The sequence below is a fragment of the Streptomyces sp. NPDC002044 genome (assembly GCF_040296725.1).
Lineage (GTDB): Bacteria > Actinomycetota > Actinomycetes > Streptomycetales > Streptomycetaceae > Streptomyces > Streptomyces antarcticus.
In genome coordinates this window covers 42,821-61,648 of record NZ_JBEOXU010000024.1, presented here as the reverse complement: position 1 = coordinate 61,648, position 18,828 = coordinate 42,821, and the positions used below count along the sequence as shown (strand labels likewise).

The 18,828-nt window shown below is 72.7% G+C and carries 15 protein-coding genes and 1 tRNA gene; 8 read left to right on the top strand and 8 right to left on the bottom strand.

The genetic code is table 11. The features are described from left to right. Positions 1 to 160 precede the first annotated feature (160 nt). Both ABT106_RS09420 and ABT106_RS09415 read right to left on the bottom strand, forming a co-directional pair. Positions 161 to 2,710 (bottom strand): ABC transporter permease, encoded by a 2,550-nt coding sequence (locus tag ABT106_RS09420; RefSeq protein WP_351274678.1) that lies wholly within the window; start codon positions 2,708 to 2,710, stop codon positions 161 to 163. Between the two features lie 60 nt (positions 2,711 to 2,770). Further along, the gene (locus tag ABT106_RS09415) at positions 2,771 to 3,535 is read right to left on the bottom strand and encodes an ABC transporter ATP-binding protein (protein ID WP_351274693.1); all 765 of its coding nucleotides are present in this window, start codon (positions 3,533 to 3,535) and stop codon (positions 2,771 to 2,773) included. A 450-nt stretch (positions 3,536 to 3,985) separates the two neighbouring features. Here ABT106_RS09415 and ABT106_RS09410 point away from each other — a divergent pair. Together ABT106_RS09410 and ABT106_RS09405 are read left to right on the top strand one after the other, a co-directional pair. Then, a tRNA-Leu gene (locus ABT106_RS09410) sits at positions 3,986 to 4,067 on the top strand. A 146-nt stretch (positions 4,068 to 4,213) separates the two neighbouring features. Beyond that, complete coding sequence (locus ABT106_RS09405; RefSeq protein ID WP_351274676.1) at positions 4,214 to 5,074, top strand: Bax inhibitor-1/YccA family protein; 861 nt, start codon at positions 4,214 to 4,216, stop codon at positions 5,072 to 5,074. A 130-nt stretch (positions 5,075 to 5,204) separates the two neighbouring features. Here the strand turns inward: ABT106_RS09405 and ABT106_RS09400 are convergent, their stop codons facing one another. Then, positions 5,205 to 5,435 (bottom strand): DUF4287 domain-containing protein, encoded by a 231-nt coding sequence (locus ABT106_RS09400; RefSeq protein WP_351274673.1) that lies wholly within the window; start codon positions 5,433 to 5,435, stop codon positions 5,205 to 5,207. A gap of 103 nt (positions 5,436 to 5,538) precedes the next feature. Between ABT106_RS09400 and ABT106_RS09395 the strand changes: the two genes are divergently transcribed. Further along, complete coding sequence (locus ABT106_RS09395; RefSeq protein WP_351274670.1) at positions 5,539 to 5,946, top strand: hypothetical protein; 408 nt, start codon at positions 5,539 to 5,541, stop codon at positions 5,944 to 5,946. On the opposite strand, the gene ABT106_RS09390 is transcribed toward ABT106_RS09395, so the two are convergent. The 3 genes from ABT106_RS09390 to ABT106_RS09380 form a co-directional block, all read right to left on the bottom strand. Next, positions 5,930 to 6,745: a hypothetical protein gene (locus ABT106_RS09390; protein WP_351274690.1), complete on the bottom strand. Its 816-nt coding sequence runs from the start codon at positions 6,743 to 6,745 to the stop codon at positions 5,930 to 5,932. The genes ABT106_RS09395 and ABT106_RS09390 overlap by 17 nt on opposite strands. Before the next feature lie 485 nt (positions 6,746 to 7,230). Then, entirely contained in the window at positions 7,231 to 8,451 is a 1,221-nt protein-coding gene (locus ABT106_RS09385) for an acetyl-CoA C-acetyltransferase (RefSeq protein WP_351274667.1), read from the bottom strand. 178 nt (positions 8,452 to 8,629) lie between these two features. Further along, on the bottom strand, positions 8,630 to 9,694 hold the full coding sequence (locus tag ABT106_RS09380) for an SGNH/GDSL hydrolase family protein (protein WP_351274664.1): 1,065 nt from the start codon (positions 9,692 to 9,694) through the stop codon (positions 8,630 to 8,632). Between the two features lie 126 nt (positions 9,695 to 9,820). Between ABT106_RS09380 and ABT106_RS09375 the strand changes: the two genes are divergently transcribed. After that, positions 9,821 to 11,203 carry a cystathionine beta-synthase gene (locus ABT106_RS09375; protein WP_351274688.1) on the top strand — a complete coding sequence of 461 codons (1,383 nt, stop codon included), beginning with the start codon at positions 9,821 to 9,823 and terminating at the stop codon, positions 11,201 to 11,203. A gap of 340 nt (positions 11,204 to 11,543) precedes the next feature. Here ABT106_RS09375 and ABT106_RS09370 read toward each other — a convergent pair whose 3' ends face one another. Beyond that, entirely contained in the window at positions 11,544 to 11,930 is a 387-nt protein-coding gene (locus tag ABT106_RS09370) for a hypothetical protein (protein WP_351274661.1), read from the bottom strand. Positions 11,931 to 12,076: 146 nt separating this feature from the next. Here ABT106_RS09370 and ABT106_RS09365 point away from each other — a divergent pair, with 146 nt between their 5' ends. Then, positions 12,077 to 12,919: a MurR/RpiR family transcriptional regulator gene (locus ABT106_RS09365; protein WP_351274658.1), complete on the top strand. Its 843-nt coding sequence runs from the start codon at positions 12,077 to 12,079 to the stop codon at positions 12,917 to 12,919. Between the two features lie 21 nt (positions 12,920 to 12,940). Here ABT106_RS09365 and ABT106_RS09360 read toward each other — a convergent pair whose 3' ends face one another. Then, a complete protein-coding gene (locus ABT106_RS09360) occupies positions 12,941 to 14,374 on the bottom strand; it encodes a type III PLP-dependent enzyme domain-containing protein (RefSeq protein ID WP_351274655.1) in 1,434 nt (477 codons plus the stop codon). A gap of 102 nt (positions 14,375 to 14,476) precedes the next feature. Here ABT106_RS09360 and hutU point away from each other — a divergent pair, with 102 nt between their 5' ends. Genes hutU through ABT106_RS09345 form a run of 3 tightly spaced genes read left to right on the top strand, consistent with a single transcriptional unit; the run spans position 14,477 to position 18,719 of the window. After that, positions 14,477 to 16,159, top strand: coding sequence for a urocanate hydratase (gene hutU / locus ABT106_RS09355; protein ID WP_351274652.1), 1,683 nt, complete (start codon positions 14,477 to 14,479; stop codon positions 16,157 to 16,159). A gap of 23 nt (positions 16,160 to 16,182) precedes the next feature. Continuing rightward, positions 16,183 to 17,388 (top strand): allantoate amidohydrolase, encoded by a 1,206-nt coding sequence (locus ABT106_RS09350; protein ID WP_351274685.1) that lies wholly within the window; start codon positions 16,183 to 16,185, stop codon positions 17,386 to 17,388. Beyond that, complete coding sequence (locus ABT106_RS09345; RefSeq protein ID WP_351274649.1) at positions 17,364 to 18,719, top strand: formimidoylglutamate deiminase; 1,356 nt, start codon at positions 17,364 to 17,366, stop codon at positions 18,717 to 18,719. The genes ABT106_RS09350 and ABT106_RS09345 overlap by 25 nt, the downstream gene beginning before the upstream one ends. Positions 18,720 to 18,828: the final 109 nt, after the last annotated feature.

The following is an 18,828-nucleotide window of genomic DNA, read 5'->3' as shown; positions in this document are numbered from 1 at the left end:
CGAGAGGTGCCTCCCCGCCGCCAATGCCACATCCCAATCAGCGCCTAAAACATGCTTCAACACCCGCAACCAGCCGATGCCCAGCAGGACGCACAGCAGACCGCCGGTCTGCTGTGGCCCTTCCTTGTCCCGTCCTCGCGCGTACCCGGACCGGGGCCGGCTATTCGGTCTTGATGGCGGTGAGCATGTTCAGCCGGGCGGCGCTGCGGGCCGGCCACATGGCGGCCAGGACGCCGACGACACCGGCGAGCAGGAGGAAGATGCCGATCCGGTCGAACGGCAGGACCAGCTCGTAGTCCGGTACGGCCTTCGACACGGTGGTGCCGACCGCCCAGGCGAGGAAGACGCCGATGACCACGCCGAGGACCGCTCCGAAGAGCGAGATCACCACGGCCTCCAGGCGGATCATGTTCTTGACCCGGCTGCGGTCGAGGCCGATCGCGCGCAGCATCCCGATCTCCTGGGTCCGCTCGAAGACGGACATCGCCAGCGTGTTGACCACGCCGAGGACGGAGATGACGAGCGCCATGCCGAGCAGGCCGTACATGATGTTCAGCGCCATGTTGATCATGCCGCCCATCTCGTCCCGCATGTCCTGCCGGGTGGCCACGGTCATCGCCGGGTTCTTGCCGAGGGCGTCGACCACGGTCTGCTGGGCGGCCTTGGAGGAGCCGCCGTCGACGTTGACGTAGACCTCGCGGATGTACGGCTCGTCCGAGTGGGCGTTCAGGATCTTCTCGTCGATCACGAACGGGTCGAGCAGGACCTCCATGTCCTTGTAGACCGCGCCGACCTTCAGCGAGCCCTTCTCGCCGTCGCTGTACTGGACCTGGAGCGGGGAGCCGACCGTGAGCTTCTGCTCCTTGGCCGCCTTCTCGGCGACCGCCACCTCGCCCTTGCCGATGCTGTCCAGTGAACCGCTGAGGACCTCGATGTTCAGCAGCTTCCCGATCGAGGCGGGGGTGACGCCCGAGGCGGACCGGAACTCGTCGCCTATCCGGACCGAGCCCGCGACCACCGGCGAGACCGCCTTGATGCCGGGGGCCTTGGCCAGCGTGTCGGGCACCGACTTGTCGAGGAAGCCCGTGCCGCCCGACATCGAGACCTTGTAGTCGGCCTTGAGCTTGTCCGTGCTCATCCGGTCGACGGCCTTGCCCATCGTGATGCCGAGCACCGACAGCGTGGTGACCAGGGTCAGGCCGATGGCCAGGGAGGCGGCGGTGACGGCGGTGCGGCGCGGGTTGCGCACCGCGTTCTGCGCGGCCAGCTTGCCCGGGACCCCGAACAGCTTCTGCAGGAGGGGGCGGACGGAGGCGATGACCGGCTTGGAGAGCAGCGGCAGCAGCACGATCATGCCGATGAGCATGAAGAACGCGCCGGCGCCGATCACCATGCGGCCGTCGCCGCCCATGGACACGCCGAGCAGGACCACGCCGATGCCCAGGGCGCTGACGACGGAGCCGAGGATGTTGCGCAGGACCAGCGACTTGGCGCTGGCCGGCAGGTGGGCGCTGCCCATGGCGGCGACCGGGGCGATCCGGCCGGTGCGCCAGGCGGGGAGCACGGCGGCCAGCGTGGTGACCAGGACGCCGATGACCAGGGCCGCGACGATGGTGCCCGGAGCGATCACCAGGTCGCCGGCCGGGAGCTTGGCGCCGAAGGAGCCCATCAGGGAACGCATGCCGATGGCCAGGCCGATGCCGCTGACGAGGCCGATGACGGCGGACACGGCGCCGACGACGAGGGCCTCGGCGAGGACCGAGCGCATGACCTGGCCGCGGTTGGCGCCGACGGCGCGCAGCAGGGCCAGCTCCTTGGTGCGCTGGGTGACCAGCATGGTGAAGGTGTTGTAGATGAGGAAGACGCCGACGAAGAGGGCGATGCCGGCGAAGGCGAGCAGCATGGTGCTCATGCCGCCGAGCTCCCGCTCGATGTCCTTGGCCTGCTCCTGGGCGAGCGCGGCGCCGGTCTGGGCCTTGGTGCGCTCGCCGTCGACCAGCGGCTTGATCTCGGTGAGCAGCCGGTCGGCGGAGGTGCCGGCCGTGGCGGACACCGACAGCTCCTGGAAGAAGCCGGGCTTGAGGTACAGCTCCTGGGCGACCTTGGTGTCGAAGAGCACCAGGCTGCCGCCGGCCTGGACGGCGCCGTCCTCGGTGGTGAAGACGCCGGCGAGGGAGTACTCCTTGACGGGGCCGTTCGTGGCGACGCGGACCTTGTCGCCCACGGCGTACCCGCCCGCGTCCGCGGTGGCCTGGTCGAGGGCGATCTCGTCGCCCCTGGCCGGGCCGGCGCCGGTGGTGAAGGCGTAGCGCGGGTCCTTTCCGTCCTTGACGGGGGCGTAGTTGGAGCCCTTGTTGGACCAGCCGGAGCCGATCAGTTTGCCGCCCTCGTCGCCGACGCCCGCGAAGCCCTGGACGCGGCCGGAGACGGTGTCGACGCCGCCCAGGCCGCGGACCTTGTCGAGGGTCTGCTGGCTGATTCCGGGCTCGCCCTCCGGGCGGCCCTCGTCGTCGCGGCCCTGGCCGTAGGAGGTGACGGAGACGGCGATGCCGTCGTAGCTCTTGGCGGACTGGCCGGAGAGGGACTTCTTGAGCGTGTCGGTGAAGACGAGGGTGCCGGAGACGAAGGCGACGCCGAGGGTGACGGCGAGCACCGTCATCAGCAGCCGGGCCTTGTGCGCGAGGACGTTGCGCAGGGCGGTACGGAACATGAGGGAAAGTCCAGGGGTTCGGTTGCGGTCAGCGGAGGCCGGGCGGGAGGAGCAGCCGCCTCAGCTGGTGCGGCCCTTGGCGTCGAACGCCTTCATGCGGTCCAGTACGCCGTCCGCGGTGGGCGCGGTCATCTGGTCGACGATGCTGCCGTCGGCGAGGAAGACGACCCGGTCCGCGTAGGCCGCGGCGACCGGGTCGTGGGTGACCATCACGACGGTCTGGCCGAGCTCGCGCACCGAGTTGCGCAGGAAGCCCAGGACCTCGGCGCCGGAACGGGAGTCGAGGTTGCCGGTGGGCTCGTCACCGAAGATGATCTCCGGGCGGGAGGCCAGGGCGCGGGCCACGGCCACGCGCTGCTGCTGGCCGCCGGAGAGCTGGGTGGGGCGGTGGCCGAGACGGTCGGAGAGGCCGACCATGGCGATCACGGTGTCCAGCCACTGCTTGTCGGGCTTGCGGCCGGCGATGTCCATGGGGAGCGTGATGTTCTCCAGGGCGGTCAGGGTCGGCAGCAGGTTGAAGGCCTGGAAGATGAAGCCGATCTTGTCCCGGCGCAGCTGCGTGAGCTGCTTGTCCTTCAGGGAGCCCAGCTCGGTGTCGCCGATGCGGACGGAGCCGGAGGAGAAGGTGTCCAGTCCGGCGACGCAGTGCATCAGCGTGGACTTGCCGGAGCCCGAGGGGCCCATGATCGCGGTGAACTCGCCCTGGTTGAAGTTCACGCTGACGTCGTTCAGGGCGACCACCTGGGTCTCGCCCTGGCCGTACACCTTGGAGAGGCCGGTGGCGCGGGCCGCCACGGCCTGGGTGGTGTGCGGGGCGTAGTTCATGGTGGTCACGGGAGCGACTCCTGGGGCTGCGGACCGGCTGCGGTCTACGGATCGGCGGGACCCTTCCATCCTCACCGGGCCCACCCCAGCTCCGGATCAGCCGTGGTGACCGTTCCCTGGCCCTCCCGAGGCTGACCACGGGGCCGCCGCCCTCCTCCTCTGGTATGACGGGAACCCCGACACGCGACGGATCCACGGCGCGGAACGCCCCGGCTCCGGGGGTGGCGGCGAGGGTGGCGCGCCGGGTGGCGGATGCCATCGAATTCCCGTCATTCCCACACGGGCGGAGACGGCCTTCCGGAAGGTGCCCACCGCGTGTTCTCGGGTCTGACGCTCCCTCAAGCGCCAATAAAATCAGACAACATCGGATAGACGGCCCGTTGGCGGCGATCGTCTTCCGGATAGGCTCGGCACAGCGTTCAAGGCTTTTTCACGGGGCCGCCGCGCCTTGCCCGGATGGTGGAATGCAGACACGGCGAGCTTAAACCTCGCTGGCCCTCGGGCCGTGCCGGTTCAAGTCCGGCTCCGGGCACTCCGCGCTGTCGAGAGGCTCCGTCTTTTTATCTCCTGCGCTTCGCCCTGCCTTCTCCTAAGATCCTCCTCCAGCAGTAGGGTGCTTTCTTTGCGAGCGCATTACTCTTGAGTCAAGGCCGCGCTCGGTGGCCACGGAGGAGTGAGATGAGGAGCAGTAACCCGGTCTTCTCGCGACGGGGGTTCAGCCGCGACAACGGTGGTCATGCGGGCTTCGATGCCCAGCAGCAGCACCAGCAGGCCGGGGCCGCGACCAACCCGTATGCGACGAACCCGTACGCGACCGACCCCGCCACGGGTATGCCGCAGGCGCCGGCGCGCACCGATGTGATGACCATCGACGACGTCGTGAGCCGTACGGCCATGACGCTCGGCACGGTCATCCTGACGGCGACGCTCGCCTGGGTCCTGCTGCCCGTCGACCCGGCCAGCATCGGCACGTCCTACGGCATCGCGATCGGCGCGGCCCTGGTCGCGTTCGTCCTTGCCATGGTCCAGTCGTTCAAGCAGAAGGCCTCACCGCCGGTCATCCTGGCCTACGCGGCCTTCGAGGGCGTCTTCCTCGGCGTGATCAGCGCGGCCGTCAGCACCTACCTCGGTGCCGGCGTCGTCGTCCAGGCCGTGATGGGCACGATGTGCGTCTTCGCCGCCGTGCTCTTCGCGTACAAGATGCGCTGGATCCGCGTGAACCGGCGCTTCACCGGTTTCGTGATGGCCGCCGCCATGGGCTTCATGCTGCTCATGCTGGCGAACCTGCTGTTCTCGGTCTTCGCCGGCGGTGACGGCCTCGGCTTCCGCAGCGGCGGCCTCGGCATCCTGTTCGGCGTCATCGGCGTCATCCTGGGCGCCTGCTTCCTCGCCCTCGACTTCAAGCAGGTCGAGGACGGCGTGACGTACGGCGCCCCGCGCGAGGAGGCGTGGCTGGCGGCCTTCGGCCTCACCATGACCCTCGTGTGGATCTACCTGGAGATGCTCCGCCTCTTCTCGATCCTCTCGGGCGACGACTAGCGGTACCGACGGCCTACCGGCCGTCCGCGCAGGGGGAAGGCCCCGCGAGCACACCGCTCGCGGGGCCTTCCCGCGTTCGTAGGGGACAGGCGACAGGGGGACAGGGGTCGGGAACGGGGTCCCACAGGGCTCAGCCGAAGCGGCGGGCGGCCCTGCGCAGGTCGTACTCGTGGATGATCGCCTTGGCCTGGCCGTACGACAGTTCGTGCGCGCCGCGCAGCCAGCCGACCTTCTCCTCGAACCGGACGAGGGACGGGCCCTCGTCGACGGTGCGGAGCCAGTCGGAGAGTTCACGACCGGTGGTCTGGGGGATTCTTTCGATCATGTTGCGGTGGGTCTGCTCCGAGAACTCTACGGACATATGGGCGCCTCCGGAGGTATCGCCGTGCTGTTCTCTTCACGACACCGTGCCGCAGAGTCCGCCCGTTGGCAATGGCGCCCGGGCGGCGCGTAAGGTCGGCCGGGTGCTTGATACTTCGCCCCTGACCGCCGTCGTGGAACGTTTCGCCGACCGGCTGCGGGCAGCCCCGCAGAGCCGCTTGCAGCGGGGCGCCGCCGCCGTGGCGCTGGAACTGGCCCGGGAGCTCTCCGTACGGGCGCAGCGCCTGGAGGGGTCCGGGCCGGCGCGGGAGATGCCGGACGCGGGGATCTTCGCCGTCGGCGACCAGGTGGCCGTGGCCGGGCTGGACCTCGCCGAGGCGCTGCGCGGCGCCGGGACGGCCCCGCAGACGGCGTCCGGGGCGTCCGGGGCTTCCCGGGGGGCCGAGGCTTCCCCGGAGTCCACGGCGGGGGACACCACGAAGGCCCCGTCCGTGATCCTGGACGAGGCCGTGCGGCTGGTGGAGCAGGCGGACGTCAGAGCGATGCGATGACGCGGTCCGCGAGGATGTAGACGTTGCTGTCGGGGTCCTCGGCGTCGCCGCACGAGAAGGTCAGGGCGTACGCCCCGGAGATGCCCGAGCCGCCCAGCAGGACCGGCGCGGTGCCCGAGCGCAGGGCCTCGGCGAGCCGCTCCGCCGTCTCCCGGTGGCCGGGGGTCATGCAGAGCGTGGTGCCGTCGGTGAAGACGTACACGTCGAGCGTGCCCAGCGGGCCCGGCCGGACGTCCGAGAGGGCCGTACGGGCCTCCGCGAGCTCCTCCAGGCGGCTGACGGTGCGCTCGTGGTCGGCGCCCGGGTGGGAGGTCTGGACCGGTACGAAGTCGGGGTGCGAGGGGTGGCGCCGGCGGGCGGCGGCCAGCTCGGCCGACTCCTCCGGGTAGCCGGTGTACTCCTCGTACGACTCCTCGCCGAGCACCGCCTCCAGACCCACCAGGTCGGCCTGCCGGGGCAGGAAGACCGGGCTGTCCTCGCCGAGCCCGGGCAGACCGCCCAGCAGCGACGGGGCGTCGGCGGCGTCACGGGCCTCCTGCGCGGCCCAGAAGGCCCGCGCCTCGGCCAGCTCCCGCTCCCGCTCCTCGGCGAGGGCTTCGGCCACGGCGGCCCGTATTTCCGCGGCGGGGGACTCCACGGCGCTGCGGGCGTGCGGCACGGTCGCACCGCGGGGGTGGGCCGGCACCGCCAGCTCACTGCGCAGGGCCGTGACCTGCTTGCGCAGGCCGTGGACGGCGTGCAGCGCAGCAGCGCCCACGGTCGTGGCAGCGGCCGTGGTCAGCAGCAGGGCAAGAGACATGGCGCTCACTGGCTAACTCCTGATTGTTTCGATCCCCCGACTTCCTACATCAGAGTGTCCCGACCTGGGAATGGCGTGCAGTGCATTACGTCATGAATTGGACAGGTCTTTCGTCCCGGAGGTCTCGGCCGCACGGTGGTTGACCTGCACATATGCCGATCCCCCAGGACAAAGGTCACATCCTGGGGGAGATTCGGTCACAGGTCGGCCGCGACGGGGTTAGAACCGGTGTCAGTACGGGACGCGGGATCTCGCCGGATCCCTTGCGGCGCCCGGGGTCCGAGGCGCCGGGGCCACTCCCGGCAGGGGCGCCACCCGTTCGGACGAGCGACACGCCCCCTACCCTCCGCTACGACCCGACCGGGAGGTAGCGGCCCGGTTTCGGGGCACGCAGGTGCCGCCCTCGTCCCTCGGGCGACCCCTACCCTCCGCTGCGGGCAGGTGCCGCCCTCGTCCCTCGGGCGACCCCTACCCTCCGCTGCGGCTCAGCTCAGCCGCTCGATCACCATCGCCATGCCCTGGCCGCCGCCCACGCACATCGTCTCCAGGCCGAACTGCTTGTCGTGGAACTGGAGGCTGTTGATCAGGGTGCCGGTGATCCGGGCGCCGGTCATCCCGAACGGGTGACCGACGGCGATGGCCCCGCCGTTGACGTTGAGCTTGTCCAGCGGGATCTCCAGGTCCCGGTAGGACGGGATGACCTGGGCCGCGAAAGCCTCGTTGATCTCGAACAGGTCGATGTCCCCGACGGTCAGGCCGGCCCGCTTCAGCGCCTGCCTGGACGCCTCGACCGGGCCCAGGCCCATGATCTCGGGGGAGAGGCCGGTGACGCCGGTGGAGACGATCCGCGCCAGCGGGGTCAGGCCCAGGTCCCGCGCCTTGGTGTCGCTCATGATGACCAGCGCCGCGGCGCCGTCGTTGAGCGGGCAGCAGTTGGCGGCCGTGATCAGGCCGTCGGGGCGGAAGACGGGCTTGAGGCCCTGGACGCCCTCCAGCGTCACGCCGGCGCGCGGGCCGTCGTCGGCGGAGACGACCGTCCCGTCGGGGGTCGTGACCGGGGTGATCTCGCGCTCCCAGAAGCCGTTCTTGACCGCGGCCTCGGCCAGGTTCTGCGAGCGGACGCCGAACTCGTCCATGTCCTGACGGGTCACGCCCTTCAGGCGGGCCAGGTTCTCCGCGGTCTGGCCCATCGCGATGTACGCGTCGGGGATCAGGCCGTCCTCGCGCGGGTCGTGCCAGGACGCGCCCTCGCTCTGCGCGACGGCGGCCGTACGGCCCTCGGCGTCGGCGAAGAGCGGGTTGTGCGTGTCCGGCAGGCCGTCGGAGGAGCCCTTCACGGACCGGGAGACCATCTCGACGCCCGCGGAGATGAAGACGTCGCCCTCGCCCGCCTTGATGGCGTGCAGGGCCATCCGCGAGGTCTGGAGCGAGGAGGAGCAGTAGCGGGTGATCGTGCAGCCCGGCAGGTGGTCCATGCCCATCTGCACGGCGACGATGCGGCCCAGGTTGTGGCCCTGCTCGCCGCCGGGGAGGCCGCAGCCGAGCATCAGGTCGTCGATGTCGCGCGGGTCCAGCCCGGGAACCTTGGCGAGGGCGGCCTGGATGACCGTCGCGGTCAGGTCGTCCGGGCGGACGTCCTTGAGGGACCCCTTGAAGGCGCGCCCGATGGGCGAGCGGGCGGTCGAAACGATGACGGCTTCGGGCATCGGGACTCCAGGGGGTGCGTCGTTGCGGGACCGCAAGCGAAGTTACCGCCCCGTACGGTCGAGGTCACCGGCCTTGCGGTGTGATGCCGGTCGCTCCCGCGGGGCGGCGGGCGGCCGGGCGGGCGCCGACGCGGGGCGGGCGCCCCGGCCCCGGACCTCCCCGAGGGCCCCGGGCGGTTCAGGCCGGGCCGGAGACCGCCTCCGGGTCCGGCGTGCCGGTGGTGGCCGTCCCGGCGGCGCGGGCGGCCGGTGCCGGCTCCTCGCCCGGGACCCGCCGCCTGCGGCGGTGCTTGAGCAGGGCCCAGGGCCCGCGGGCCGCGGTGACCTCCGTACCCGCCTCGCCCGCGGCCGCCGACGCGGCCTTGGCCACCGGGAGCATGTCCTCGTCCCGGGACACGTCCAGCCGGTCCGACTCGGGCCATACCCCGAGCGCCGCGCACAGCGTGGGCAGCACGGCCATCGCGGCGGTCGCGTACCCCTCCGCCGACGGGTGGTAGGAGTCCGGGCCGAACATCTCGCGCGGGTTCGCGGCGAACTCCGGGCCCAGCAGGTCCCCCATGGAGACCGTGCGGGCACCCAGCGCGACCACGCCCATGGTCTGGGCCGCCGCCAGCTGGCGCGAGACCCGCCGGGCGACCCACCGCAGCGGCTGGTACACCGGCTCGATGGTGCCCAGGTCGGGGCAGGTGCCCACGACGACCTCGGCGCCCGCCAGCCGCAGCCGCCGTACGGCCGAGGTCAGGCACCGCACCGAGTGGGTGGGCGGCATCCGCCGGGTCACGTCGTTCGCGCCGATCATGATCACGCAGACGTCGGGCGGGGGCACGTCCTGCCCCTCGGGCCCGTCGAGCAGCAGGGCCACCTGCCGGTCCAGGTCGTCGGACATGGCCCCCGACAGGGCCACGTTGCGCAGCTCCACCGGCCGCTCGGCCACCGACGCCAGCCCGGAGGCCAGCAGCGCCGCCGGTGTCTGCCGGGCCCGCCGTACGCCCAGGCCCGCGGCCGTGGAGTCGCCCAGCATGCCCAGCCGCAGCGGCCCCGGGCTCAGCTCGGGTCCGCCGAACTCGCTCCCGTACAGCCCGTCCGCGCGCGGCGGATCCGGCAGCCCGGTCCCCACCGTCCGCTTCGCGAACTGGACCTCCGCCAGCACCAGACCCACCGTCGCGGCCCCGACCAGCCCGAGGCCGCCTCCGCCGTACGCCGCTCCCGCCGCGATCCGGCGGGCCGTTCTCGCCCTCGACACGCTTCAGGCCACCTCCTCGTCCCTCGACGACCTACCTGCCCCGTACGTACGGTCGTCCAATCCCTTTCGGCATACCCTGGCCGGACCTCCCGGAGAACCCGTGGAGTCCCCTCCTTGGAGAACATGGTGCAATTCCACGACTCGATGATCAGCCTCGTCGGCAACACCCCGCTGGTGAAGCTCAACCGTGTGACCGAAGGCCTGCAGGCCACCGTCCTTGCGAAGGTCGAGTACTTCAACCCCGGCGGGTCGGTGAAGGACCGCATCGCCGTACGGATGATCGAGGCCGCCGAGCAGAGCGGAGCCCTCAGGCCCGGTGGCACCATCGTGGAGCCCACCAGCGGCAACACCGGTGTAGGACTCGCCATCGTGGCCCAGCAGAAGGGCTACAAGTGCATCTTCGTCTGTCCTGACAAGGTGTCCATGGACAAGATCAACGTGATGCGCGCGTACGGCGCGGAGGTCGTGGTCTGCCCGACCGCCGTCGACCCCGAGCACCCGGACTCGTACTACAACGTGTCCGACCGCCTCGCGCGTGAGCCCGGCGCCTGGAAGCCGGACCAGTACAGCAACCCGAACAACCCCCGTTCGCACTACGAGACCACCGGTCCCGAGCTCTGGGAGCAGACCGACGGGAAGATCACCCACTTCATCGCGGGCGTCGGCACCGGCGGCACGATCTCCGGCACCGGCGGCTACCTGAAGGAGGTGTCCGGCGGCAAGGTCAAGGTCATCGGCGCCGACCCCGAGGGTTCGGTCTACTCCGGCGGCTCGGGCCGCCCGTACCTCGTCGAGGGCGTCGGCGAGGACTTCTGGCCGACCGCCTACGACCGCAACGTCACCGACGAGATCATCGCGGTGTCCGACAAGGACTCCTTCCAGATGACCCGCCGCCTCGCCAAGGAGGAGGGCCTGCTCGTCGGCGGTTCCTGCGGCATGGCGGTCGTGGCCGCTCTGCGCGCCGCCGAGGGCCTGGGCCCGGACGACGTGGTCGTCGTCCTGCTGCCGGACAGCGGGCGCGGCTACCTCAGCAAGATCTTCAGCGACGAGTGGATGGCCGGACACGGCTTCCTCGAGGAGGCCGGTCCCTCCGCGCGCATCGGCGACGTGCTGAACGACAAGGAGGGCGGCATCCCCTCCCTCGTCCACATGCACCCCGAGGAGACCGTCGGCGAGGCCATCGAGGTCCTGCGCGAGTACGGCGTCTCGCAGATGCCGATCGTCAAGCCGGGCGCCGGCCACCCCGACGTCATGGCCGCAGAGGTCATCGGCTCCGTCGTGGAGAAGGAGCTGCTGGCCGCGCTGTTCGCCCAGCGCGCCTCGCTCGGCGACCCGCTGGAGAAGCACATGAGCGCGCCGCTGCCGCAGGTCGGCTCGGGCGAGCCGGTCTCCGAGCTGATGGCCGTGCTCGGCGAGGCCGACGCGGCGATCGTGCTGGTCGAGGGCAAGCCGACCGGTGTCGTCAGCCGCCAGGACCTGCTGGCCTTCCTGGCCAAGGGCTCCAAGTAGCCGCTGCCGGTGCGCGCCCGCCGCGACGGGGCCGCGCGAGCCCGTCGCGCGATCGGTACGGGCCCGACACGTGGGCGCAGCACCGGCTTAACACGGCTGCGGCACAGTGGTGGTCGTCGGCAGGGAAGAGCGGGAGACCGCCCCACCCGGCCGGCACCACCGAACGGCGTTGCGTGACTTCGGAGCGGCTCCCGGACCATGTGCGCCACGGACGCGGACGGCCCTGACCCGGCCCGTGTCCTTCGCGGGGACCGCCGTCGTCCCGCCCCCGGGCAACCGGGGTGCGGCGGTCCCCGCTTCACTCTTTCCCGCCCCGCCCCGTGCGGGCCCGCCGGCCCCGTCAGCCGAGCGGATCGCGGTCGCGGCGGCCGCCGGAGGACGTACGGGCGTGGACGAAGTTCACGGCCACGATGCCCGCCCAGACCACCAGCAGCCCGCTCAGGCGCGCGTGCGCGGCGCCGATCGCCGAGAGCGGGATCGCCAGGACCAGCGTGATGACGGCGAAGCCGAACCGCTCCCCGAACGCGGCCCCGGGCGACACCGCGCCGCCGCCCGCCCCGCCGCGGGCCGCGAGCAGACGTTCCTCGGCCAGCCGGCGCCTGACCTGGGTGTCGACCTTCTCGACGAACGAGTCCACCAGCGCGGCCTCGTACTCCGGCCCCAGCTCCCGCCGGGCGTCCAGGGTGGCGTCGAGTTCCTTCTTCAGCTCTCGGGCGTGCGCGTCCATCCCCCCACCGTAGGAAGCCGCGCGGACCCCGGCACTGGGGCTATCCCCCGTATCGCGTCGCGGGCGCGGGTTGCCCCGCTGCATAACCACATGCAGAGTGCTCCGTGACTGAATATCTCACCGGGGACGGGATGGAGGGGACGGCCATGAGCGACGGCCCGGCCGCACGGCTGCAGAAGCTGTTCGAAGGGCACCGGCTGACACCGACCCAGCGGCGGATCGCGCACTGCATGGTGCGCGGGGCGGCCGAGGTGCCGTTCCTGTCGAGCGTGGAGCTCGCCGAACTGGCCGGGGTGAGCCAGCCCTCCGTGACCCGGTTCGCGGTGGCGCTCGGCTTCGACGGGTACCCGGCGCTGCGCCGGCACCTGCGCGAGGTGGCGCCCGCCGAGCGGGCCGGCACCGAGGACGGGGACGCGTACAACGAGTACCAGCAGGCCGTCCAGGGCGAGATCGAGAACCTGCGGCAGCTCTCGGCGATGCTCGCCGATCCCGCACCGGTCCAGGAAGCGGGCCGGCTGCTCGCCGCCTCGGTCCCGCTGCCGGTGCTCGGGCTGCGGGCGGCGTCCTCGCAGGCGCGCGGGTTCGCGTACTTCGCCGCCAAGGTGCACCCGGACGTACGGCTGCTGGACGAGGGCGGCTCGATGCTGGAGGACCGCGTCGACGCGGCCCGCTACGAGGGGGCCACCGCGCTGCTCTGCTTCGCGCTGCCCCGCCACCCCCGGGAGGTCGTGGAGACCCTGGAGCGCGCGCGGCGGGCCGGGCTGACGGTCGTCACCGTCGCGGACTCGGCGTTCGCGCCGGTCGCCCGCCACTCGGACCTGCTGATCCCGGCCCCCGTCGGCACCGGCCTGGCCTTCGACACGGCCTGCGCCCCGATGCTGCTGGGCCGGGTGCTGCTGGAGGCGATGGCGGACGCGCTGCCGGACGCGCAGGCGCGGCTGGAGACCTTCGACGCGCGGGCCGCGGCGCGGGGGCTGTTCGTGGAGTGAGCCGCGGCGCGGGGCGCGGCGTCAGAGAAGGGCGTCCCGGTGGTCGCCGCCCGCCTCGGCGACGAGGGCCGCGAGGCCCTGCGCCGGGCGGGCCGCGGCGAAGCGGATCGCGCCGTCCGGGCCGGCCGCGTACCCGTGGACCGCGGGGCGGGGCAGGCTGTTGTAGCCGTAGTGGGCCGTGAAGAAGTACGCGCCCGTGTCCGGCACCCCGACCAGGTCGCCCGGGGCCAGCGGGGGCAGCTCCCGGGCCGTGGCGAGCAGGTCGCCCGCGAAGCAGGCCGGGCCGGCGACGTCCTGCGCGACGGGGGCGCCGGTCTTCGGGGCGCCGGTCGCGTCGTACGCCAGGACGCGGACCGGCCAGGAGGCCGGTGCGTACACGGTGCGGGTCGCCACCTGGACCCCGGCGTGCGTGACGGCGACCGGGCGGCCCCCGGTGGTCTTGGTGTACTCGACCCGCGCGAGGACCAGCCCGTGCTTGGCCAGCAGCGACCGGCCGAACTCCGTCACCAGGCCGAACGAGCCGTCGAAGAGCCCGGGCACCGCCCCGCGCAGCGCGGCCGCGTACCGCGCGAACGCCGGGGTCTCCTCGTCCGAGGCGAAGTCCACCGGCAGCCCGCCGCCGATGTCGAGGGTGTCGACCTGGCGGTGCCCGGCCGCCGTGTTGATCTCCTCGGCCAGCGCGTGCAGCTCCCGTACGCCCTCCACGAGCAGGTCGAGCGGGACGCCCTGTGACCCGGAGTGGGTGTGCAGGCGCGTCAGCCACGGCCGGTCCAGGAAGGCCCGGACGAGCCGGGCGCGGGAGCCCGGGTCGCGCAGGGCGATGCCGAACTTCGAGGTGGCGGTGGCGGTGGAGAGCGCGCCGATGGTGCCCGCGCCCGTCTGGGGATTGACGCGGACGCCGACCGGGGAGGCGGTGGGCGCCGCCGTGACCAGGGCGTCGAGGCGCTCCAGCTCCTGGTGGTTGTCGGCGTTGACGGCGATCCCGAGGGCGAGGGCCTCCCGCAGTTCGGCGGTCGTCTTGGCGGGGGAGTCCAGGACGGTGCGCTCCGGCAGGACCCCGGCCGCCCGGGCCAGTGCCAGCTCGCCGGCGCTCGCCACCTCGCAGCCGATCCCGTGGTCCGCGAGCAGCCGCAGGACCGGTACGAGCGGGGCGGCCTTGACGGCGAAGGCGTGCAGGACGGGTGTGCCGGGCGGCAGCACGGCCGCGAACGCGCCGGTCAGGGCGGCGGCCGAGGCCCGGATGCCGGCGGTGTCCAGCAGGCAGACCAGCGGCTCGGAGTCGAGCAGCCCCTGCGCGACGGCCGCCCGTACGGCCAGGTCCCGGCGCCGGGACCTGGCGGGCCCGGTGCCCGGCCCCGTGCCCGGCCCGGGCCCCGCGCCCGCCCCCGGAGCGGCGCCCGTACCCGCGCCCGTACCCGCCCCCGTGCCCGTCTCCGCGTTCGTCTCGGCAGCCATGGCGCCATCCCATCACCACACCGACCCGCCCGCAGCTGTTGACTGAATCTATTCATAGGGACAGGATGTGAATGGATTGACCAACATCGAGGAGGCACAGCCATGTCAGGACCTCGCCCCGTACGGGCCTCGCGCGGTACCGCACTCAGCACCCTGGGATGGCAGCAGGAGGCCGCGCTGCGGATGCTCCAGAACAACCTCGACCCCGAGGTCGCCGAGCACCCCGACAAGCTCGTCGTCTACGGCGGCACCGGCAAGGCCGCCCGCGACTGGCGCTCGTACGACGCCATGGTCCGCACCCTCCAGACCCTCAAGCAGGACGAGACGATGCTCGTCCAGTCCGGCCGCCCGGTCGGCGTCATGCAGACCCACGAGTGGGCGCCGCGCGTCCTGCTCGCCAACTCCAACCTCGTCGGCGACTGGGCCAACTGGGAGGAGTTCCGCCGCCTGGAGAACCTCGGCCTGACCATGTACGGCCAGATGACGGCCGGCTCGTGGATCTACATCGGCACCCAGGGCATCCTCCAGGGCACCTACGAGACCTTCGCCGCCGTCGCCGCCAAGCTGCATTCAATGGGTAAAGGGGTTGGCGGCACCCTCGCCGGCACCATCACCCTCACCGCCGGCCTCGGCGGCATGGGCGGTGCCCAGCCGCTGGCCGTGACGATGAACGACGGCGTCGCGATCTGCATCGACGTCGACCCGCGCGCCATCGACCGCCGCATCGAGCACCGCTTCCTGGACGTCAAGGCCGACAACCTGCGTCACGCCCTCCAGCTGGCCGTCGAGGCCCGCGACGCCCGCAAGCCGCTCTCCATCGGCCTCCTCGGCAACGCCGCCGACCTGCTCCCGCAGATGCTGGCCGAGGGTGCGCCGATCGACATCGTCACCGACCAGACGAGCGCCCACGACCCGCTCGCCTACCTCCCCGTCGGCGTCGACTTCGACGACATGGCCTCCTACGCGGCCAAGGACCCGGCGGGCTTCACCACCCGCGCCCGCGAGTCCATGGCCACGCACGTCGAGGCCATGGTCGGCTTCATGGACGCCGGCGCCGAGGTCTTCGACTACGGCAACTCCATCCGCGGCGAGGCCCAGCTGGCCGGCTACGACCGCGCCTTCGCCTTCCCCGGCTTCGTCCCCGCCTACATCCGGCCGCTGTTCTGCGAGGGCAAGGGCCCCTTCCGCTGGGCGGCCCTGTCCGGTGAGGCGTCCGACATCCACAAGACCGACAAGGCGATGCTGGAGCTCTTCCCGGAGAACGAGTCTCTGCACCGCTGGATCAAGATGGCCGGCGAGCGCGTCCACTTCCAGGGCCTGCCCGCCCGCATCTGCTGGCTCGGCTACGGCGAGCGCGACAAGGCCGGCGAGCGCTTCAACGAGATGGTCGCCGACGGCACCCTGGCCGCCCCGCTGGTCATCGGCCGCGACCACCTCGACTGCGGCTCGGTGGCCTCCCCGTACCGCGAGACCGAGGCCATGCTCGACGGCTCCGACGCCATCGCCGACTGGCCGCTGCTCAACGCCATGGTCAACGTCGCCTCCGGCGCGTCCTGGGTCTCCATCCACCACGGCGGCGGCGTCGGCATGGGCCGCTCCATCCACGCCGGCCAGGTCACCGTCGCCGACGGCACCCCGCTGGCCGGCGAGAAGATCCGCCGCGTCCTCACCAACGACCCGGGCATGGGCGTCATCCGCCACGTCGACGCCGGCTACGACATCGCGGAGACCGTCGCCGACGAGCGCGACGTCCGCATCCCCATGCGCGAGGGTGACGACGCGTGAGCGGGGCCTCCACCTTCCACTCCATGTGGGCGCAGCTCGCGCCCGTCGGCCGGGACGCCGGCAGCGGCGGCTACCGCCGCTACGCCTGGACCGGCGCCGACGCCGACTGCCGGACCTGGTTCCAGGAGCAGGCCGAGGCGCGCGGTCTGGCGTACGAGACCGACCGCAACGGCAACCAGTGGGCCTGGCTCGGCGACCCCCTCGCCGGGGACGCCGTCGTCACCGGCTCCCACCTGGACTCCGTCCCCGACGGCGGGGCCTTCGACGGCCCCCTCGGAGTGGTGTCCTCCTTCGCGGCCCTGGACGAACTCCGCAGCAGGGGAGCGGAGTTCGCCAGGCCGCTGGCCATCACCAACTTCGGTGACGAGGAAGGGGCCCGCTTCGGCCTCGCCTGCGTCGGCTCCCGGCTCGCCGCCGGGCAGCTGACCAAGGAGAAGGCGTACGAGCTGCGGGACGCCGACGGGATCACCCTGCCCCGGGCCATGGAGGCCGCCGGGTACGACCCCGACGCCATCGGGGCCGACCCCGAACGCCTGGCCCGGATCGGCGCGTTCGTCGAACTCCACGTGGAGCAGGGCCGCGCCCTGGACCTGTCCGGCGACCGGATCGGGATCGCCTCCGCGATCTGGCCGCACGGCCGCTGGCGGTTCGACTTCCGCGGCGAGGCCAACCACGCCGGCACCACCCGCCTCGTGGACCGCCGCGACCCGATGCTCACGTACGCGGCGACCGTGCTGGCCGCCCGGACCGAGGCGGCCCTCGCCGGGGCCGTCGCCACCTTCGGGAAGATCGCCGTCGAGCCCAACGGGGTCAACGCCATCCCCTCGCTGGTGCGCGGCTGGCTCGACTCCCGCGCCGCCGACCAGGCGACCCTGGACACCGTCGTCACCGCCATCGAGAAGGCCGCCCGCGAGCGCGCCGACCAGGACGGCATCGACCTTGGCATCGTCCGGGAGTCCTTCACGCCGGTCGTCGAGTTCGAGCACGCCCTGCGCGACGAGATGAACCGGATCCTGGGCGGGTCCGTGCCCGTGCTCGGCACGGGGGCGGGACACGACGCCGGAATCCTCTCCGCGGCCGTCCCGACCGCGATGCTGTTCGTACGGAACCCGACCGGCGTCTCCCACTCCCCGCGGGAGTTCGCCGCCGAGGACGACTGCGTGGCCGGAGTCCTCGCCCTCGCCGACGTACTGGAAGGTCTCGCATGCCGCTCGACCCGCACGCCGTGACGACGTACTGGCTGGAGCACGCCTGGCTCGGCACCCACGTCGAACCGGGCGTCGCCCTCGACGTGACGGCCGACGGCCGCGTCGCCGCCCTGCGCACCGGGGCGGCGACGCCCCCGCCCGGCGCGCAGGTGCTGCGCGGCCTCACCCTGCCGGGCCTGGCCAACGCGCACTCCCACGCCTTCCACCGGGCGCTGCGCGGAACGGTCCAGGTCGGCTCGGGCACCTTCTGGACCTGGCGCGACTTCATGTACAAGGCGGCCCAGAAGCTCACCCCCGACTCGTACTTCGCGCTCGGACGGGCGGTGTACGCCGAGATGGCGCTGGCCGGCATCACGAACGTCGGCGAGTTCCACTACGTCCACCACGCCCCCGGCGGCGTCCCCTACGCCGACCCGAACGCCATGGGCGAGGCCCTGATCGAGGCCGCCGCCGCGGCCGGCATCCGCATCACCCTGCTGGACACGGCGTACCTGGCGTCCGGCTTCGGCGAGGCCCCGAACCCGCACCAGCTGCGGTTCTCCGACGGCACCGCCGACGCCTGGGCCGAGCGGGCCTCCGCCCTGAAGCCCCGCGGGCACGCCCTGATCGGCGCCGCGATCCACTCGGTGCGCGCCGTGCCCGCCGACCAGCTGGCCACCGTCGCCCGCTGGGCCGAGGAACGCCGGGCGCCCCTGCACGTCCACCTCTCGGAGCAGACCGCCGAGAACGACGCCTGCCGGGCCGCCCACGGGTGCACGCCGACCCAGCTGCTCGCCGACCACGGGGTGCTCGGCCCGCGTACCACCGGCGTCCACAACACGCACCTCACCGACGCGGACATCGCCCTCCTCGGCGGCAGCGCCACCGGCACCTGCATGTGCCCCACCACCGAACGCGACCTCGCCGACGGCACCGGCCCGGCCGTCCGCCTCCAGCACGCGGGCAGCCCGCTGTCCCTGGGGAGCGACAGCCACGCCGTGATCGACCTGCTCGAAGAGGCCCGCGCGATGGAGCTGAACGAGCGCCTCAGCAGCCGCACCCGCGGCCACTGGACGGCGAACGCCCTGCTCACCGCCGCCACCGAGGACGGGCACGCGGCTCTGGGGCGGCCCGACGCGGGCCGGCTGGAGGCGGGCGCGCTCGCCGACTTCACCACCATCGCCCTGGACTCCGTACGGACGGCGGGAACCCTGCCCCGGCTCGGCGCCGAGACCGCCGTCTTCGCCGCCACGGCCGCCGACGTCCGCCACACCGTGGTCGGCGGCCGCCACATCGTCCGCGACGGCCGCCACACCCTGGTCGAGGACGTCCCGTCCGCCCTGGCCGACGCCATCGCCGCCCTGCGCTCCTGACCGGGGCGCCCGCGGCGGGCCTCTTCCCCCACCCCGCCCCTTCCCGGAACCGGGGTCCGGGGCGGAGCCCCCGTTCCGGGAAGGGGCGGGGTGGGGGAGGCAACCCTGA

Bases quoted from the DNA above. Each gene is read 5' to 3' on its own strand.
- ABT106_RS09420 (WP_351274678.1), bottom strand. From the start codon at position 2,710: ATGTTCCGTACCGCCCTGCGCAACGTCCTCGCGCACAAGGCCCGGCTG.
- ABT106_RS09415 (WP_351274693.1), bottom strand. From the start codon at position 3,535: ATGAACTACGCCCCGCACACCACCCAGGCCGTGGCGGCCCGCGCCACC.
- ABT106_RS09405 (WP_351274676.1), top strand. From the start codon at position 4,214: ATGAGGAGCAGTAACCCGGTCTTCTCGCGACGGGGGTTCAGCCGCGAC.
- ABT106_RS09400 (WP_351274673.1), bottom strand. From the start codon at position 5,435: ATGTCCGTAGAGTTCTCGGAGCAGACCCACCGCAACATGATCGAAAGA.
- ABT106_RS09390 (WP_351274690.1), bottom strand. From the start codon at position 6,745: ATGTCTCTTGCCCTGCTGCTGACCACGGCCGCTGCCACGACCGTGGGC.
- ABT106_RS09385 (WP_351274667.1), bottom strand. From the start codon at position 8,451: ATGCCCGAAGCCGTCATCGTTTCGACCGCCCGCTCGCCCATCGGGCGC.
- ABT106_RS09370 (WP_351274661.1), bottom strand. From the start codon at position 11,930: ATGGACGCGCACGCCCGAGAGCTGAAGAAGGAACTCGACGCCACCCTG.
- ABT106_RS09365 (WP_351274658.1), top strand. From the start codon at position 12,077: ATGAGCGACGGCCCGGCCGCACGGCTGCAGAAGCTGTTCGAAGGGCAC.
- ABT106_RS09360 (WP_351274655.1), bottom strand. From the start codon at position 14,374: ATGGCTGCCGAGACGAACGCGGAGACGGGCACGGGGGCGGGTACGGGC.
- hutU (WP_351274652.1), top strand. From the start codon at position 14,477: ATGTCAGGACCTCGCCCCGTACGGGCCTCGCGCGGTACCGCACTCAGC.
- ABT106_RS09350 (WP_351274685.1), top strand. From the start codon at position 16,183: ATGTGGGCGCAGCTCGCGCCCGTCGGCCGGGACGCCGGCAGCGGCGGC.
- ABT106_RS09345 (WP_351274649.1), top strand. From the start codon at position 17,364: ATGCCGCTCGACCCGCACGCCGTGACGACGTACTGGCTGGAGCACGCC.